Source organism: Pseudoleptotrichia sp. (assembly GCF_057270515.1).
Genome location: NZ_DBHIXS010000001.1, coordinates 41,399 through 60,184, shown reverse-complemented (window position 1 = coordinate 60,184; position 18,786 = coordinate 41,399). Strand labels below are relative to the sequence as shown.

General features: G+C 29.1%; 20 protein-coding genes. All 20 read left to right on the top strand.

The features are described 5' to 3' along the window. The first annotated feature begins 88 nt into the window (after positions 1 to 88). The 20 genes from mreC (at position 89) to ACO5J6_RS00175 (ending at position 18,778) form a co-directional block, all read left to right on the top strand. Entirely contained in the window at positions 89 to 1,018 is a 930-nt protein-coding gene (gene mreC, locus ACO5J6_RS00270) for a rod shape-determining protein MreC (RefSeq protein ID WP_485641292.1), read from the top strand. 135 nt (positions 1,019 to 1,153) lie between these two features. Further along, positions 1,154 to 1,690, top strand: coding sequence for a hypothetical protein (locus ACO5J6_RS00265; protein ID WP_485641290.1), 537 nt, complete (start codon positions 1,154 to 1,156; stop codon positions 1,688 to 1,690). A gap of 110 nt (positions 1,691 to 1,800) precedes the next feature. Further along, complete coding sequence (gene recO / locus ACO5J6_RS00260; RefSeq protein ID WP_485641288.1) at positions 1,801 to 2,478, top strand: DNA repair protein RecO; 678 nt, start codon at positions 1,801 to 1,803, stop codon at positions 2,476 to 2,478. Positions 2,479 to 2,482: 4 nt separating this feature from the next. After that, complete coding sequence (locus tag ACO5J6_RS00255) at positions 2,483 to 2,950, top strand: PTS sugar transporter subunit IIA (protein WP_485641286.1); 468 nt, start codon at positions 2,483 to 2,485, stop codon at positions 2,948 to 2,950. Between the two features lie 25 nt (positions 2,951 to 2,975). Next, positions 2,976 to 3,437, top strand: a complete 462-nt coding sequence (nrdR, locus tag ACO5J6_RS00250) for a transcriptional regulator NrdR (protein ID WP_485641284.1) — start codon at positions 2,976 to 2,978, stop codon at positions 3,435 to 3,437. A gap of 17 nt (positions 3,438 to 3,454) precedes the next feature. Continuing rightward, complete coding sequence (locus ACO5J6_RS00245) at positions 3,455 to 3,730, top strand: FtsB family cell division protein (RefSeq protein ID WP_485641282.1); 276 nt, start codon at positions 3,455 to 3,457, stop codon at positions 3,728 to 3,730. 35 nt (positions 3,731 to 3,765) lie between these two features. Then, entirely contained in the window at positions 3,766 to 4,272 is a 507-nt protein-coding gene (locus ACO5J6_RS00240) for a hypothetical protein (protein WP_485641280.1), read from the top strand. Between the two features lie 308 nt (positions 4,273 to 4,580). Then, positions 4,581 to 6,011: a S1C family serine protease gene (locus tag ACO5J6_RS00235; RefSeq protein ID WP_485641279.1), complete on the top strand. Its 1,431-nt coding sequence runs from the start codon at positions 4,581 to 4,583 to the stop codon at positions 6,009 to 6,011. Positions 6,012 to 6,020: 9 nt separating this feature from the next. Then, positions 6,021 to 7,184, top strand: coding sequence for an ABC transporter permease (locus tag ACO5J6_RS00230; RefSeq protein WP_485641277.1), 1,164 nt, complete (start codon positions 6,021 to 6,023; stop codon positions 7,182 to 7,184). Then, positions 7,177 to 7,860, top strand: coding sequence for an ABC transporter ATP-binding protein (locus ACO5J6_RS00225; protein WP_485641275.1), 684 nt, complete (start codon positions 7,177 to 7,179; stop codon positions 7,858 to 7,860). Before ACO5J6_RS00230 ends, ACO5J6_RS00225 begins: the two co-directional genes overlap by 8 nt. A 185-nt stretch (positions 7,861 to 8,045) precedes the next feature. Continuing rightward, positions 8,046 to 9,128, top strand: a complete 1,083-nt coding sequence (gene dinB / locus ACO5J6_RS00220; protein WP_485641273.1) for a DNA polymerase IV — start codon at positions 8,046 to 8,048, stop codon at positions 9,126 to 9,128. 83 nt (positions 9,129 to 9,211) lie between these two features. Further along, positions 9,212 to 9,361 (top strand): hypothetical protein, encoded by a 150-nt coding sequence (locus ACO5J6_RS00215; protein ID WP_485641271.1) that lies wholly within the window; start codon positions 9,212 to 9,214, stop codon positions 9,359 to 9,361. 234 nt (positions 9,362 to 9,595) lie between these two features. Further along, positions 9,596 to 11,086 carry an aminoacyl-histidine dipeptidase gene (locus ACO5J6_RS00210; RefSeq protein ID WP_485641270.1) on the top strand — a complete coding sequence of 497 codons (1,491 nt, stop codon included), beginning with the start codon at positions 9,596 to 9,598 and terminating at the stop codon, positions 11,084 to 11,086. A 15-nt stretch (positions 11,087 to 11,101) separates the two neighbouring features. Then, positions 11,102 to 11,665, top strand: coding sequence for a ribonuclease M5 (rnmV, locus tag ACO5J6_RS00205; protein WP_485641269.1), 564 nt, complete (start codon positions 11,102 to 11,104; stop codon positions 11,663 to 11,665). Between the two features lie 144 nt (positions 11,666 to 11,809). Next, a complete protein-coding gene (gene cas6, locus ACO5J6_RS00200) occupies positions 11,810 to 12,541 on the top strand; it encodes a CRISPR-associated endoribonuclease Cas6 (protein ID WP_485641268.1) in 732 nt (243 codons plus the stop codon). Between the two features lie 24 nt (positions 12,542 to 12,565). Beyond that, on the top strand, positions 12,566 to 14,314 hold the full coding sequence (locus ACO5J6_RS00195) for a Cas8a1 family CRISPR/Cas system-associated protein (RefSeq protein WP_485641267.1): 1,749 nt from the start codon (positions 12,566 to 12,568) through the stop codon (positions 14,312 to 14,314). Between the two features lie 2 nt (positions 14,315 to 14,316). Then, positions 14,317 to 15,207 carry a type I-B CRISPR-associated protein Cas7/Cst2/DevR gene (gene cas7i / locus ACO5J6_RS00190; protein WP_485641266.1) on the top strand — a complete coding sequence of 297 codons (891 nt, stop codon included), beginning with the start codon at positions 14,317 to 14,319 and terminating at the stop codon, positions 15,205 to 15,207. After that, on the top strand, positions 15,182 to 15,958 hold the full coding sequence (cas5, locus tag ACO5J6_RS00185; protein ID WP_485641265.1) for a CRISPR-associated protein Cas5: 777 nt from the start codon (positions 15,182 to 15,184) through the stop codon (positions 15,956 to 15,958). The genes cas7i and cas5 overlap by 26 nt, the downstream gene beginning before the upstream one ends. Positions 15,959 to 16,057: 99 nt before the next feature. Next, positions 16,058 to 18,484, top strand: a complete 2,427-nt coding sequence (gene cas3, locus ACO5J6_RS00180; RefSeq protein ID WP_485641264.1) for a CRISPR-associated helicase Cas3' — start codon at positions 16,058 to 16,060, stop codon at positions 18,482 to 18,484. 30 nt (positions 18,485 to 18,514) lie between these two features. Beyond that, a complete protein-coding gene (locus ACO5J6_RS00175; RefSeq protein ID WP_485641263.1) occupies positions 18,515 to 18,778 on the top strand; it encodes a Dna2/Cas4 domain-containing protein in 264 nt (87 codons plus the stop codon). Positions 18,779 to 18,786 lie beyond the last annotated feature (8 nt).

Below are 18,786 nucleotides of genomic sequence, written 5' to 3'. Positions count from 1 at the left end.
GAAAAATTTTAATATTTGAAACATTTACAAAGTCAGAAAAATATAGTATAATTCAAAAATAAAAACCATTATGAAAAGGAGCTCATAAATGGCAGTAAAAAGAGGAAAAAATGCCGAAAGAAAAAATAATACAGCACGAAATATACTGATAGTAGCAGTTATAGCCGTAGTCTTATTTATATTTAAAGACAAAGTTGCGAGTTCAGTCGGAGTTCTTGACGGACTGGCCCAAGCTGTAAATTTCAAATTAGTCAAAGTAAAGAGCATTGTCTACAAGCAGACACTAAAATTTAAATCAAGAATACATGATATGAATTATATAGATACATACATCAATAACAATAAAGAAAGAGATTTTGAATTACAGAAAAATAAAGTTCAGAATATGGAATTGATAAATATTGAAAGAGAAAATGAAAAATTAAGAAAAATGTTGGAAATGAGGAGCAAAAATCCTGCCGAATACATTGCTGCCGACGTTGCATTAGTAGAAGATTTGAATTCTTCGGAAAGAATATTTATTGATAAAGGTAAAAATGACGGAATAAGTCTCAATTTGCCTGTAATGTATGACGGATTTCTTATTGGAAAAATATCAAAAGTAGGCTCCAATTATTCCGAAGTAACATTACTTACAAGTAAAAATTCAAGAACAAGTGTAGTTATAAATGGTACTGATATGCAGATACTGCGTGGAAACGGAAACGGAACGTTTTCCATATTCAATTATAATGAAAATGTTACTGAAAAATCCAATTTCCGTATTGAAACTTCGGGAACGAGTGATTTGTTTCCGAGAGGGCTTATAATAGGTTCATTTTATATTAAGGATTTAAATTCATTCAAGCAGACTAAAGAAGTAAAATTTCGACCGTCTTATCAGATATATGACATTCAGAGTGTTCTCGTATATAAATGGAGTACAAATGCGACTGTCGATGAAGAAATTCAAAATCAGATTAATCAGGAAATAGAACAGGAATTCCAAAAAAATAAAGGAACAACACAGACAAACTAAAGAAATTTAAATTAATATATAATAATCAGCAGAAATATCAATTAGTGATAATATTGGGATATTCAAAATATATTATAAATATATTGTTATAAAATCGCTGTATAAAAATATATTAATCAAGAGGAGAAAAAAATAATGAAAAATAAAACAATAATAGGAAAAATAGCAGTTCTTTTTATGATATTTTCGGTACTTTCCTTTTCCAAGGATTTTTGGGAAAAAAGCAGATTTGTAGTGAATGTTACGGAAAATATGAAAATGAATAAATCAACTAAAACTAAAAAATATGTAATGACTTACAGTAGCGGAACTCTAAAAATTCAGATGACTTATCCGACTGTAAATAAAGGCGAAATTTATACATTCACAGGAAGTACCAAAACTATATATTATCCCTCTCTGAATCAGACTGTTACTCAAAAACTTCAGGAGGATGAATCTAACATATTGAGTGTGTTTAATAAACTTAACAAACTGACAGAGAAAAAAACTCAGACAAAAAATGGAGATACATTTACTTTCGATAATTCATGGCTCGTATCAATAACAAGCAAGGGATATAAAGTGAATTTCAGTGATTATGTAAAAGCAGGAGAATATACTTATCCTTCAAAAATTTCGGTAACTGACGGTAATTCACAAATTATTTACAGATTATCAAATTTCAGATAATATAATTAAACAAATTATAGCAGAAATGAAATATATAAAACAGAATAACATAAATTATCAGAATAAGAATAACGGCGAGACGGAAAACAAATGGAAGATAATAAAAAGAAATGGAAATTTTAAAAACGAGATGTCTGGTATTAAAAAATAAAAAAATAAATGAAGCGGACTTATCCGCAACAGTTTTTACAAGGGAATACGGGAAAATGAATATCATGGCTTATGGGATAAGGAAATCAAGAAAAAGAAATCCGATTACTTTAAATCCTCTAAGTCTTGTAGATATGACCATTCAGAAAAAAAACGGTTTTTATACGGTAAATGATTCTGAACTTATAAAAAAATTTGGAAATATTACAAATGACATTGAAAAATTGGAAATTTCATTGTATATTTTAGACAGTGTAAATAAATTATATGATATAAATTATGAAGATAAAGATTTTTTTGATAAATTAATTGATATTCTAAAATTTATAAATACGAGGGAAAAACTTCTAAAAGGCTATAAATATTATATTATTTTATCTTTTTTGAGAAGAATAATGATAGAACAGGGAATTTACCATTCTGATGAAATTGAAAAAATTTTAGATTTTGAATTAATACTGAAATATAGGGAAATCTCCTTTATAAATAAAAAATATTCTGACGAACATTATATTCTGAAAGAATTTGAAAAATATTCGGTTTATTTAAAAAAAATTATTATAAGTTTTGAAAAATATATTAATGAGAATTTACAAGTAAAAATGGAAATGAAAAAATTTTTAACGGAGGAGTTATAGTTATATGTCATCAGGGAAGAAAATAGCTGATTATATTAATGTTGAAACAATAGACCTAAATTTAAAGGCAAAAAATAAAAATGCAATCATCAAGGAACTTTTTGAAAATATAAAAAAGAGCGGCCAGGTCGAAAATGAAGAATTGGCACTGGAAGATTTATACACAAGAGAAAATATGGGGTCTACAGGAATAGGAAAAAATGTCGCTGTACCTCATGCAAAAACAGAAGCAGTCAGAGAACTTACAGTAACATTGGGAATTTCCAAAAACGGTATAGAATATGATGCTATTGATAATGAAAATGTAAATATATTTTTTATGTTTTTATGTCCTAAAAATGAAGCACAGGAGTATTTAAGAGTTCTGGCAAGGATATCCAGAATGATAAAGGAAGATAAATTTAGAGAAAATCTTATAAAAGCAAAGACAAAAGAAGAGATAATAGAAATAATAAGAAATGAGGAAAATTAAAAATAAGTCAAAGTAAGGGGAAAATATGAAATGTCCATTTTGTGGAAGTGAAGATACGAGAGTAATAGACAGTCGGGCATATGCCGACGGAAACTCTATAAAAAGGCGGAGAGCCTGTGAAAATTGCGGTAAAAGATTTACTACTCATGAAAAAGTTGTAGATTTAGCCCTTTATGTAATAAAAAAAAGCGGCGAAAAGCAGCCTTATTCGAGAAAAAAAGTATATAACGGTATTACGAGGGCGTTGGAAAAAAGAAATGTAGACCCTGAGAAAGTCGAAGAAACTGTCGATAAAATAGAAAGAGTAATTTTGACTGAATATTCAGGAGAAATAAAATCAAGTGATTTGGGAAATATCATAATTTCTTACCTGCTTGATTTGGATGAGATTGCTTACGTCAGATTTGCCTCTGTTTATAAAGAGTTTGACAGTTTGGACAGCTTTATAAAAGAGATAGAAAAAATCAGAAATGAAAAAGTAAATTAACAAACAGGAGAATAAAAATGGGAAAAAAAGGAATGATTTTACTTTTCAACTTATTTTTCTTTGCACTGATAGGTATGATTGCTTATCAGACTTTTGAAACGTATTTAGTAAAAAAAGAAGTAGACAGAGAAATAAAAAATACTGAAAAAGAATTGGAAGAATATGTTGAAAAAAAGAGAACGCTCGAAACCAATATTAAAAATTTCAGTGAAGAAGAAAAGATAGAAAGAGTTGCTCGTGATAAACTCAATCTGAAAAAAGAAGGAGAAATTACTTATAAAATTATAGAATAATATAATTACGGAAATATTCCGTATAGAAGGGGATTATGTTGGACTTGTATAATATGGAAAATTATAGAAAAAGACTTGAAGAATATAAAATAGAAGATGAAAAAGATACGTATATTTTCAGAGTAAATAAAAGATATGTAATCTCATCATCTATTTTTTTTATAATGCTGTTGTTTGTTGCTTTATATTCACTTTATAAGGGATTGGCAGGGATAGAAACTCTGACTTTATTTAAAATAATACTGATTTCAGCATTAATTATTTATGTATCAGTTTCTGCGTGGATACTTTTCAGTTATAAAATCATTATAAAAAATAATTTTATTCTTTCGGGAAAAACTCAAATAAATATGAGTGAAATAAAAATCGCTACGGTAAAAGTGGATAGAGTAGGCGGAAAAAGATTTGACAGGTGTCTTGAGATTATTACAAAAGATAAGAGAAAAATAAAATATAGATTGAATATAGGAAAAGATTTACTATTTTTAAAAATTATACAAAATAAAATTGGGAACAAGCTATCTGTTGAAGTTATAAAATAAAGCTTCTCTAAAGTTGCAATGGTACGACTGTATTGTTCATTTAAAGAAAATATCCGTTGAAATTATAAAATAGAACTTGCCTAAAGGCTTGGACAGATATTTCCTGAAAGTCCATTTCTTATTTTAAGTTGTAAAATTTCAGAGGGTTTAAAAACATTATTTTATAGATTAAAAAAATTAATAAAAAATATTATTTATAAGGAGGAAGAAAGCTGTTCTTTCAAAATTTTAGATGAAATAAATTCAAAAAAGAATTATAGAATTTACTGAACAGAATTATTTTGATTAAAAACAGTCTTTTATGTAAAATGAAAAAATTATTATTTACATTATATTTATTACTAAGTGTAATGATGTTTGCAAATGATGCAACAATTAAAAAAGCTCTGGTTAAGGTTTATGCTTCACATCAGTTGTTTAACTATGCTTCTCCATGGCAATATGGACAAAGTTTTAATTCTACGGCGACAGGATTTATAATTGACGGGAATAAAATTATTACAAATGCTCACGCAGTGCTGAATTCAAAATTTTTACAAATAAGAAAAGAGGGAGACTCAAAAAAATATAAGGCTATAGTAAAATTTGTTTCGGAAGACTATGATCTGGCACTTATAGATGTTGAGGACAAATCCTTTTTTAGCGGGACTTCTTCGCTAAAATTAGGGTCATTACCTGAAGTACAGGATAATGTTACTGTATATGGCTATCCTTTAGGCGGTGATAAACTAAGTACGACACAGGGAATTGTATCCAGAATGGAGCATAATACTTACACATTGACGAATAAGAGATTTCTGATAGGTCAGACGGATGCCGCAATAAACAGCGGAAATAGTGGAGGACCTGTTATCAGTAAAAATAAAGTTGTAGGAGTGGCTTTTGCAGGACTGACTTCAGCAGATAATATAGGATATTTCATACCTGTAAATATATTATATCATTTTCTTGATGACATAAAAGACGGAAATTACGAAGGAGCACCGGGTCTCGGTCTGCAATGGTCCAAACTTGAAAGCCCGTCTCATAGAAGAATGTTGGGACTTGAAAAAAATTCTCAGGGAATACTTATAAAGAAAATATTCAAAGGATCTCCTTTTGAAGGAGCTTTAAAAGAAAATGACGTACTATTGAAACTGGATAATAAACCTATAGAATATGACGGAACTATAGAATTCAGAAAAAATGAAAAAACGGATTTTGCATATGTAAATCAGCAAAAAAAACACGGAGATACAATTACATATGAAATAGTAAGGGATAAAAAGAAACAGACAGGGCAAGTAAAACTTAACAGCAAAAATATAAAGTACAGCATAGTCAAAGATGTAACGCTGGAAACGGCTCCATCGTATTTGGTATACGGAGGACTGCTGTTTGAGCCTCTGACTAATAATTATATGACTGTAACTCAGGGAGTACTGGCTTCCGTTTATGAAAAGGAAGACAAGTTCAAAGATTATTCGGAACTTGCAGTTTTGGTGAGAGTCTTACCTTTCGATGTAAATTTAGGATATACGGATATTGAAAATGCGGTAATTATAAAAGTAAATGGGCAAAAATATAAAGATTTTAAAGATTTTGTCAAAAAAGTCGAAAGTGTAAAATCTGAATTTATAATATTTGAAACTGATAAAGGAGAAGAAATTGTCCTTGATGTAAAACAAGTGCAGGCTGAAAAAGCTGAATTGATGAGAAATTATAATATAACATCGGATATGTCCGATGATGTCAAATAGGGGAGAAAAATGGTAGAATTATTTATAGCATACAGACATATAATCGAAAGAAAATTTCAGAGTATATTTTCAGTATTGGGAGTTGCCATTGCTGTAACTGTTTTTGTGGTATCTTTGACTGTATCGAACGGTCTTGAAAAAAATATGATAAGTTCATTACTGACATTAAGTCCGCATATTTTAATTAGAAACGCCAAAGACAGTTATTTTGAGGGATATCAGGATATAATTGAAAAAACAAAGGATATAAAAGATGTAAAAGCAGTTATTCCTCAGATAAGAAGCCAATCCATAATAAAATTTAAAGGATTTGCCAAAGGAGTATTGGCTGAGGGACTTAGTGCCGAAAATGTAAAAAACAATCTAAATTTAAAAATTATAAAAGGAAACAGCAATATTTCCGAGCTTAATTCCATTCTCATAGGAGAAGAGCTTTCCAAAGAGCTGGATATAAAAGTAGGGGATGAGTTAAGTCTTATTTCTTCCGATAATAAAGAGATAAAACTGATAATAAGAGGTATTTTTAAAACAGGATTTTTAGATTATGATTCAAATCTTGTAATGGTTCCCCTTGAAACTATGCAGATAATGGTCGAAAGAGGGGAAGTAGCAACTGAAGTCGGAATAAAAGTCGAAAATCCTCAAAAAGTTGAAAATGTTGTAAAAGAAGTCGTTTCAAAATTACCTGAAAAAGATTTTATAATAGTGAGCTGGAAAACAATAAATCAGAATTTACTCAATGCGGTGCTGTTTGAAAAGTTTGTTCTTATTGCAATTCTAAGTTTACTTTTAATAATAGCATGTTTTGCAGTATCGGTAATTTTAAATATGATTGTGAGGGAAAAAATAAAAGATATAGGAATATTGAAGTCAATAGGATATACAAATTCCAATATTAGAAAGATATTTACTATAGAAGGACTTATAATCGGAATAACGGGAATGCTTTTTGCCAGCATTTTATCACCGTTAATATTATTAGCACTGAAAAAACTGTTTAAAATATATATGAGATATACTTACTACTATCTTGAAGAGTTGCCACTGTACATATCATGGAAAGAATTGGCAATGGTATATGCAGTTACTTTTATTGTAGTATTCATTTCTACAATTTATCCTGCAATAAGGGCATCCAGAATGAATCCTGTGGAGGCATTGAAACATGAATAATAAAATAATAGAATTAAATAATGTAAATAAAATATACAAGACAAAAGTTGAAGAAATACATGTGCTGAAAGATGTAAATTTATCTTTTGGTAAAGGTGATTTTGCTTCTATACAGGGGAAATCAGGAAGCGGGAAAACAACTTTACTAAATATTTTAGGACTGCTTGATATTCCTACAAATGGAGAGCTGAAAATAGACGGAAATGTGATAAACTATAAAAATGAAAAAATAAAAAATACTATAAGAAATGAAAAAATAGGATTTGTATTTCAATTTCATTATCTTTTGAACGAATTTACAGCTCTTGAAAACGTTATGATACCTGCTCTTATTAATAAAAAAAGAGATAAAAAGGAAATAAGGGAAAAAGCTGAAGAATTACTCGGGCTTGTAGGATTGGCAAACAGGGCAACTCATAAGCCCCTTGAATTATCAGGCGGAGAAAAACAGAGAGTGGCTATAGCGAGGTCAATGATTAATGACCCTGAAATTATTTTAGCCGACGAGCCTACAGGAAATCTCGATACGGAAACGAGCGATGTCATAAATGGACTTTTTAAGAAAATCAATAAAGAAAAAGAACAATCTATTATTATAGTTACCCACAGTATGGAACTGGCAAACTTGGCAACGTATAAATATAAAATAGAAAAAGGCAGATTTACTGCTATTTAATAATAATGTCAACAATAGTATTTCTAAAAAAGAAAAAGTAATTCTAAAATTTTGAATATAATGAAAGTCATTGTTATACAATTATTATATAAAAAGAATTGTATAAAAAATAAAAAGATAAAAAAGACTGATAATAAATTAATAAAAAAGATAAATCAGCAAAGAAAACAAGGGAAGAATATTAAATGAAAAAGATTTACCTGCATTATGATATGGATGCGTTTTTTGCTTCGATTGAACAGAGAGATAATCCTGAACTTAGAGGGATAGCCATTGCAGTAGGACATGGTGTAGTAACCACAGCGAGTTATGAAGCGAGAAAGTTCGGTGTGAAATCTGCAATGCCTGCAATTACTGCGAAAAGACTTTGCCCTCATCTGAAATTTGTTCCTGTAAGAAAAGGTTATTATTCTACGGTAGGAAAACAAATACAGGGATTAATAAAGAAATTTACCAGTAAATATGAATTTACTTCTATTGATGAGGGATACATTGATATTACGGAATTTATAAAAAATAATAATACGGAAAGATTTATTAAAAAATTTAAGGAATATATATTTAAAAATACACAATTGACCTGTTCTGTAGGAATAGGGTTCAGTAAAATAAGTGCAAAAATTGCAAGTGATATTAATAAACCCGACGGGTATTTCATTTTTCAGGATAAAGAACAGTTTCTGGAATATATATGGGATAAAAATTTGTCAATCATTCCGGGAATAGGCAAAAAAACAAGGGAAATGCTCGCCCTGTTCAAAGTGTTGACAGTCTCGGAACTTTATAAAATAGAAAAAAAGGAACTTACTGCAAAATTCGGAGTAAATAGAGGTGAATATTTATATAATGTTATCAGGGGAATGCAATATTCTGAAATAGATACAGACAGGAAAAGACAGTCTTATGGTCATGAAATCACTTTCAGTCAGTCCATGAATGATGTACTTGAGTTAAAAGACGAACTGAAAATCCAGTCAAAAAAATTAAGTGAAAGACTGAGAGAAAATAAAGAATTTGCTAAAACGGTAACATTAAAAATAAGATATTCAAATTTTATGACTTATACAAGAGCGAAAACACTAAAAATAGCGACAAATAATTTTGAGAATATATTCAATGCAGTAATGGAAACTTTTCAATCTTTAAAGAAAAAAGACGAAGTAAGGCTGATAGGAATACATTTAAGCTCAATTACCAAGAGTAATGTCGTTCAGTTGTCTTTCAATGACTTGAAAGACTTGAAAAATGACTTTAAATCTGATAACTAAATATATATGAAAGGAGATAAGCTGTGAAAAACTGATATGACAGAAATGAAAATATCAGATTTGAAGCAGCTTTATAATTAAATATGGAATTTTATAAAAGACTTGTGATAAAAGTTTTGGAAAGAAGCAGTCTTGCATCAGATAATCCGCTTCTTATGAAACTGAAATCGGGGCATGATTTGACACAGAAAGAAATGGCAATGCTTGAGGAACTTTTTGATACTATTATATGATGATTGTTGGATTGTTTAAAAATCAGGTTATTTAAATTATTTGGATTATTCAATTATAATAAAATATTGTAATAAAATACTATAATTATAGTAAATATCATAATATACTAAAAACAGACTGAAATGTATGTAAATACTATTATATCTTTCATCGAAGTAAATATTATAATATACTAAAAGTAGATTATATTAAAAGTAAAAAAATAATAAATTTAAAAAGGAAGGTGTATAAATATGGATATCACAAAATTATATCCTAAAAAGGTTTTTTACTATTTTAATGAAATTTCTAAAATACCGAGAGGCTCAAAAAAAGAGGAAAAAATTAGTAACTGGCTCGTAAAATTTGCGAAAGACAGAGGGCTTGAGGTATTTCAGGACAATTCATTGAATGTTGTAATCAAAAAGAATGCTACAGAAGGTTATGAAGATTATTCTCCGCTAATCCTTCAAGGGCATATGGATATGGTTTGGGAAAAAAATAAAAATACGAAATTTGATTTTGAAAAACAGGGGATAGAACTGATACAGGACAACGGCTTTATAAAAGCAAACGGAACTACTTTAGGAGCAGATGACGGAATTGCAGTAGCTTATGCTCTTGCTATCCTTGACAGTGATGATATAAAACATCCTGCTTTGGAAATTCTCATAACAACGGATGAGGAAGAGGGAATGTCAGGTGCCGCTAATCTTGATTATTCAATTTTTAAGGGAAAAACGCTGATAAATCTGGATACTGAAGAATTTGGAGAAGTTTATGTGAGTAGTGCAGGAGGCGGAAGAACGACTACCCAATTTATTTTAAATCCTAAAACTATAAAAATTGATGACAGTGTATTATTGTCTATAGAAGTAAAAGGTCTTTCAGGAGGACATTCGGGAGCAGAAATACATAAAAATCTCGGAAATTCCAATAAAATTTTAGGAGAAATCTTATATCATCTGAGCAAACGTTATTCAATGAAATTGATTTCCTTGGAAGGCGGAGAAAAAGTCAACGCAATTCCAAGAGAAGCCATAGCAAAGTTAAACGTAAATCTTGACGGAGACACTTTGAAAGAGTTTGAAAAACTGGCAAAATTAGCTTTTGAAAATATATTAAAAGATTTTAAAGTGGTTGATAAATCTCCGATTTTAGAAGTAAATGAAATTACAGTAGAAGAATTAGGGAAAAAACCCGCAGAAATTTCTCAATCCGATACAGCCAATATTATATCCTATATACATGAATTTCCTTACGGCGTTCAGGCGATGAGCAAAAAAATTAAAGGACTTGTTGAGACATCAATAAATCTTGGAGTAGTAAGAACAGCGACAGTAAAAGGAAATGTCGAGTATTCTTTTAAAGCATTGTCAAGAAGCTCCGTAAATGAAGCTCTCAATAAATTACTCGAAGAAATCACTGATTTGGCAAGAAAACACGGGGCAAATATAAAAGTAGATTCCAATTCTCCGTTATGGGAATATAAGGAAAATTCTCTGATAAGGGATTTAATAGTCAAAAAGTTTAAGGAAATAAACGGAAAAGAACCTGAAGTAAAAGCAATCCATGCCGGACTTGAATGCGGAATTTTTGCTGATAATATTAAAGATTTAGATGTAGTTTCAGTAGGACCAAATATATTTGGAGCCCATACGCCTGAAGAAAGAATGGAAATAAAATCTGTAGGAGAAATGTGGGATCTGCTTCTGAAAATACTTGAAGATTATAATATCAGATAAACAAAAGGAATTTTTATGGAAAAGAAAAAAATGAAAATAAATGAGATTATCGTAGTAGAGGGAAAAGATGACATAACAGCATTAAAAAGGGTCGTAGACGGTCATATCATAGCTTTGAACGGATTTTCGGGGATTACAAAAAAATCTATTGATAAATTATCGGAACTGTCTAAAGAAAATGATATAATACTTCTAACTGACCCTGATTATGCAGGAAAAAAAATAAGAAATACTATTGAAAAACATATTCCTGATATAAAACACGCTTTTATAAGCAGAAAAAATGCTCTGAAAAAAAATAATATAGGAGTTGAAAATGCTTCAGATAATGCGATAATCGAAGCATTATCCAACATAATAACCCATAAAAATAAAGACAAAATTTCTGATACTTTTACTTTGGATGATCTGATAAAAAACGGTTTATGCTCAAAAGATGATTCCAAAAAGAGAAGAATTATTTTGGGAGACATTCTGAAAATAGGCTACTATAATTCAAAACAGTTATTAAATGCCTTAAATTCTTTTAATATTACTAAAGAAGATTTTAACAAAGCTGTGGAGAAAATTGAAAAATAGAAATTTCTATACACTGTAGTATTTTATTGGTATAAAACTAAATAATTCTAATTAAATTTTTATGGAAAATAATTGCAAAAATAAAAAATTGAGGTATAATTAAAAAAAGAAAGCATAAAAATTAAAGAAAGGAGAATGAAGAAAATGAGGTTCAAAGTATTATGTACGGTAGTCAAAGGTGACAGTTTTTCTCAGGATTATCATAGAAATATATTGAGTATGCTCAAATCAGGACTTGATAGATATGAGGAAATATTTAAAGAATTTTTTGGTTCAAACAGACAAAAAAAATATTGCTGGTCGGTATTTTTTAAAAATTCAAGATTTGAAAAAGATAGAATAATTTTACAGGGAGAAAAAAAAGAATTTATTATCAATTTTTCAATATTGAATAATAATGACGCAATCAATATTTACAATGCTTTTATAAATATAAAAGGTAAACATATTGATATTTCTGATAATTTGGCAGTAAAAGTTGCAAATATAACGATACTGCCTGCTAAGGAAGTTAAAGGAATTTCTTTAAAAGGAAAGACAATGTCTCCCATAGTTTGTAGAGATCATAATCAGGAAACACAGGAAGATACATATTATACAGGAAATGATGATAAATTTGTTTCGATATTGAAAAGAAATCTTTATCTGGAAATGAAAAACGAATATGGTGAATATATTAAAAAAGATATTGAAGATTTAATAATCAAAACGGAGAACCTAAAAAAGAATGTTGTCAAATTTTATGGAAAATTTATCGATACGTCAATAGGAACTATATGTTTAGAGGGAAAAAACTATCTGCTGAATTATATTTACAGTTCGGGACTCGGCTCACTAAGAGGCAGCGGATATGGACTGCTTGAAATAACACCATAATACGCAAAGAAAGGAGGAAGAAAAATGAGTGAAAAGATAGAATTACGCTTGTCAAATTGGCTTTTCAATGCTGCTCTTTTGGGATTTTATAATATCCTTGGAGGAAAGCAGGCAGAAGAAAAAGGAGAAATAGAGATTTCTGAAGACGGTCAGGCGTTAAAATTTTTCCCTAATGTACTTGAGAATTTTGAATATAAATATTTTGATTTCTTTTTAAAAAGATATTATAAAATTCTTCCTTACGGGAAAATATTATCTTTTGAACAATATATTGATGATTTTCTGTCAGGAAAGAAAGAAAATATCTCGTCCGATGAAATAGAAAAAGTTATAAATGAAAAAATAAATTTTATAAAAAAGACTTTGAAATCAAACAGCTATCAGTCTGCATATGATTATATGGAAACAGGCGGAAAAGAAAAAATATTGAAACTGGAAAAAGAAATTAAAAAAATAAAAAAGCCTAAAGAAAATGTAACAGGTGAAACATTACAGGAAATAAAGGAAACTTTTAATCAGTTAAAAGAAATAATGATATTTTTGAAAAAAGCAGTAGTGGACGAAAAAGGCAATGCAAAAAAATATCCTGCTGCAAAAAATATCATATATCTTATAGTTAATAATAACTGGAATGGGGTTTCCTTTTTGAATAGAGCTAATGCGGCTAAAGATGTATATGAGGAATACAAATCCTATTTTGTAAACCCTGTAATCGAATACATTAATAAAGAAAAGTCAAAATTCAAGTATAAATGCAGCATTTCGGATATGCCTATGGAAAATTATCAGAATACTCTGGGATTTCTGAATTATACAGGGTTCGATATAGCGAGAAAGCCTTCACATGTATGGAATTTTAATAATGATATAGCTGTAACTCCTTTAGTAACTTTGATTTATTCGTGTATGCCTGCGGGATTTGTTTTTGAGATAAATAAAGGAATATTTGTAAATGCCAATTTCAGTTTTAAATTTATAGAGCAGCTTAATAACGGAATAGCAAGAAATATTTATGTTGAAAATCAGGAAGATAAAAAAATAAATTTATACAGAAATTTATTAAAAGAATTTGAAGTTGAAAGTAACAGTACAAAATATGAAATAGCAGATATTCAAGTAGTCAGACTGGAAGATGAAACATACAGATTCAGTATATTATCAAAAAATATGCTGCAACTGCTGAATGCAAATAAAGAGAAAATCAACAGACTGTTAGGCAGAAGTTATAAAGATTATGACAGATATTTTAATTTATATGATGAAACAATTAGAGAACTGCTAAATAATCAGAATTTATTTTCACTGATAAACAGGCTGTGTTATTATAAAATTTCAAAAAATAGATACGCTTATTATAATGAAAGTAATTTGCTTGATTTGGTTAAATTAAATATTGATTATATCAGGAGGTTAAAAGAAATGGAGAATAAAGAAGAAAAAAAATGTAAACTGAAAGAAGAAGATGTCAATGCAATCAAAAATAACGGTTATTATTTCAGAAAAAGTTATATTGAAGTGAGCGGAAATGATAAAAAGATAGGAAGTCTGCTGTATAGATTACAGAATTCTCTCAGAATAAATAATGTAGATATGTTTATGGATACTTTGATTTCGGCTCATGCTTATGCAGGAAAGGAAATACATAAATTATTTACTAAAGCTCTTGTTGACGAAGAGGATTTTCAAACATTGGGACATGCTTTTTTGATAGGATTGCTGGGAGAAAGAAAAAATGAAGATGAAAATAAAAATATTAAAGAAGGGAATGAATAACTATGGAGAAAAAAGGATTGACATTTACTGCTGTGTTTTTGGCACAAAGTGCAAATTATGGTGAAGGAATAGGAAATGTGGCAGCTCTTAAAAAAATATCCAGAAATAGAGGAGAACAGTACACATATATATCAAGACAGGCTATAAGATATAATATAATAGAGCAGTTAGGGGAGCCTCTTTCTCCTGTGAACGCTGAAGGGAGTGGAGATAAAAAAGTTGTACAGTTTTCAGCAGAAACGACTATAAAAGATTATCCTGAACTTGATTTTTTCGGATATATGAAAACTACAAAAGGAGAAAATTCAAAAAATCGTTCTGCAATAGTGAGATTGTCAAATGCAGTTTCTCTGGAAACATTTAAGGGAGATTTGGAATTTCTGACAAATAAAGGATTGGCAGACAGAGCAGGTGAATTTCCTAATATAGCACAAGCTGAAATTCATAAGTCATATTATAAATATACACTTACAATAGACTTGGATAAAATAGGTGTAGACGAACTGGACAATATCAATATAGATAATAAAGAGAAAGCAAGAAGAGTGAAAAAACTTCTGGATACAATTTCATTACTTTATAGAGATATAAGAGGAAGAAGGGAAGATTTAAAACCTTTATTCATAATAGGCGGAGTATACGATATAAAAAATCCTTTTTTTGAAAATATTGTAGATATAAAAAATAACAGAATTGCAATCGAAAAATTATATAGCGGAATTTATGATTATATCGAGAAAGACACTTTGTGCGGTATTGTAAAAGAACAGTTTGATAATGACACCGAAGTTGAAACTGAATTGAAAAAGAAAAATATAACCATAACCGATACTCCTGAATTTTTTAAAAAGATAAAAGAGAAAGTTGATGAATATTATGATAAGAGCAATTAAGCTTAAACTGTATCAGAATATGGTTAATTATAAAACTGCAACAAGTTTTCAGCTAAAAGAAACTTATCCCTTGCCTCCTTATTCCACAATAATAGGAATGGTTCATTCGCTATGTGATTTTAAGGAATATGTTCCTATGGAAATAAGTGTAGCCGGAAATTATTTTTCTAAAGTAAATGACCTCTATACAAGGTATGAGTTTAAAAGCGGATATTCCTATGAAAAGGGTCGTCATCAGATTAATGTGGACGGTTTTGGTATAAGCAGAGGAATAGCCACGGCAGAGTTACTTGTAGATGTGAACCTGACTATACATATCATTCCCGAAAATCAGTCTGATGAAAATATTGAAAAAATAGTTGACGCTTTTAAAAATCCGAGGGAATATCCGTCTTTAGGTCGAAGAGAAGATATTGTCGTAATTGAAAACGTGAAAGTTGTTGAGATTGAAGAAAAGGAGCTGGAAAAAGATACAGCTTACGGGAAAAATATTTATGCATATATTCCTGTAAGATTTATCAAGGAAAATTTAGTGGGTTTTGGAGATAAAAAAGACGGAGTTCGGATTGCAGGAACGAGATATCAGATAACTAAAAATTACAATCTGAAAAATATAGGAACGAAAGCTAAACCGAAAGAAATTCGATTATGGGAGAAAAAAGAAGTGATATATTCTTCGGATATAACAGGATACGAAGAAAGCATATTACCTGTAGACAGTGATGGAGATATTGTATTCTGTGATTTATAATGTATTTTAATTATTTATGAGGATATTTCAAAAGAAAAACTTAAAAAATAATATAAAAAAATATATTTATAATAGAAAATATAAAAAGGAGTTTATGAAATGAAAAACGGATTTTTGGCAAAGTCAACAGGAGAAACAATAATAGAACATACTGAAAACCTTATAGAGAATTTTATTTTACTAATGGAAATTTATCCTAATATCAAAGTAAATAAAAAACTTTTATTATTAGCCTGTATATATCATGATCTTGGAAAAATAAATAAAAAATTTCAGGGAAAATTATTCGGGAAAAGGGATGAAAGTGAAATTCCTCATGGGGTTTTAAGTACGGCCTTTATAAATTCAAAAAATTTAATAAAAAATCAGAATTTCGATAAATATGATTTGAAAATATTGGCTCATGCTGTGGCTCTGCACCATGAAAGAGATATTTCCGAAATTGAAGATGATGATTTTGAAAAAGAAATAGAACTAATGAATAATGAAACTGAAAATTTTATAAACAGCCTAAAAAAACTGGAAAAAGAATACAAAGACTATTTCGGAAAAGATAATGATGAATTAGTTGAAAAATCGGAGATATTTAATATTAAGGACAATAATATAAAATTAAAAAAACTAAGTGAAAGATACTATAAGTTAGGTGAAAGACTATATTCAGTAGATGTTTCAATGTCTAAAGAAGAAGCGGAAGAAATTTTTAGTAAATATATAATATTGAAAGGTTTGCTGAATAAAATCGATTATGCTGCAAGTTCAGGATTAAAAGTTGAATATAAAAATAATTTTTTAGAAAAAAGTATGGAAAATTTTTTACAAAATATATTGAAAAAATATAACAGTAATAATAACTGGAACGATTTACAGAAATTTATGATAAAAAATAGGGATAAAAATGTTATTGTTGTGGCACAGACGGGTTTTGGCAAAACGGAAGCAGGGCTTTTATGGATTGGAAATAATAAAGGTTTTTTCACACTACCTCTAAGAGTAGCGATAAATTCTATCTATAAAAGAATAGAAGAACAGATAATACAGGGAGATGTTACAAACAAATTTGGCATACTTCATTCGGATTTTAGAAGTGAATATTTGAAAAATCTGGAAAATAATAAAAAAGATAAAAACATTCAAAAAAATCTGACAGAAGACAAATTTGACGAATATATCAATAAGACAAAACAGCTGTCTTTACCGTTGACAGTCTGTACCATTGACCAGCTGTTTGACTTTGTATACAGAGCAGCGGGATTTGAACTGAAAGTGGCGATACTGTCTTATTCCAAAATAGTGATAGATGAAATACAGATGTATTCCTCTGAATTAGTAGCTTCGCTAATTTTCGGGATAAAATATATAACGGATTTTGGAGGAAAATTTGCCATAATGACTGCAACTTTGCCGGGAGTTATTAAAACATTACTGGAAAAGGAAAATATTCCTTTTATTACAACAGAACCGTTTATTAATAACGATATAAGACATAAAGTAAAGGTAGAAAATAAAGAAATAAATGCTGAATTTATAAAAGAAAAATATAAGAATAATAAAATTTTGGTAGTATGCAATACTGTCAGAAAATCAAAAGAAATATATAATAAACTTAAAGAAATGGGGATTCCCGATGATGAAATAAACCTGCTGCATAGCCAGTTCATAAAAAAAGACAGAGCAGAAAAAGAAGCTGAGATTTCCAAGTTCGCTGACCTTAAAAGATTTACCGACAATATTAAAAAAGAAAGACAAATTGAAAATATAAGGGAAAATGGGATTTGGATTGGAACACAGGTACTGGAGGCTTCACTGGATTTGGATTTTGATGTTCTGATTACGGAGTTATCGGATTTGAACGGATTATTTCAAAGAATGGGAAGATGTTACAGAAAGAGAATAATCAGGACAGATGAGGAATATAACTGCTATGTCTTTATTGAAAATTGCAGTGGCATAAATAGCAGTAAAAAAAGTATAATAGATGAAACTATACATGAAAAATCAAAGGAAAAACTTGTTAATATTGACGGAATATTGACAGAAAAAGAAAAACTGTCTTTGATAGATGACGTATATTCCTATGAGAGTCTCAAGGAAAGTAAATATTTTCAACTTATAAATGAAAAATTATGCACATTGAAAGATTATATAGTTGAATATGATATTAAAAAAGAAGAAGTGAGAAAGATTTTCCGTAATATACGTTCAATAGAGATAATTCCTAAAAGAGTGTATGATGATAATGCGGAAATGATAAACGAAAAGATAGAAATTTTAAAGAGAACATACAAAGACTTGTCTCAAGAAGAAAAAGAGAAGTTGAAATTGGAAAAGATAAAAGCAAGAGATAAGATAAATCAATTAAAAGTAAATATCCCTGAATATGAGCTTGATAAAAGTGATTATGAATTTTTAAAAATAAATAATTATGAAAGTATAGTAATATTAAATTGTGATTACTCTTATGAAAGAGGTGTGGAAATACTAAAACAGGAAAAAAAGAAAGATTTTGAGGATTTGTGTTTTTAATTTGATAATACTGAATCAGGTGAATTTATTATGAGAATAAGTGGATTAATGATGAATTATTATTTTATCTGTAAAAGAAAATTATGGTGTTTTTCAAGAAATCTGAACTTTGAAGAAACTAATGAAAATGTCAAAATGGGGAAATTAATCGATGAAAGCAGATATTCTTTTGAAACAAAACAGATAGCAATAGAAGAAACTGTAAACATTGATTTTATAAGGAACTGGAAAGTTGTCCATGAGATAAAAAAGAGTAAGGCTATAGAAATTTTATACAGGGACTTTTTATCCTAAAGAAACAA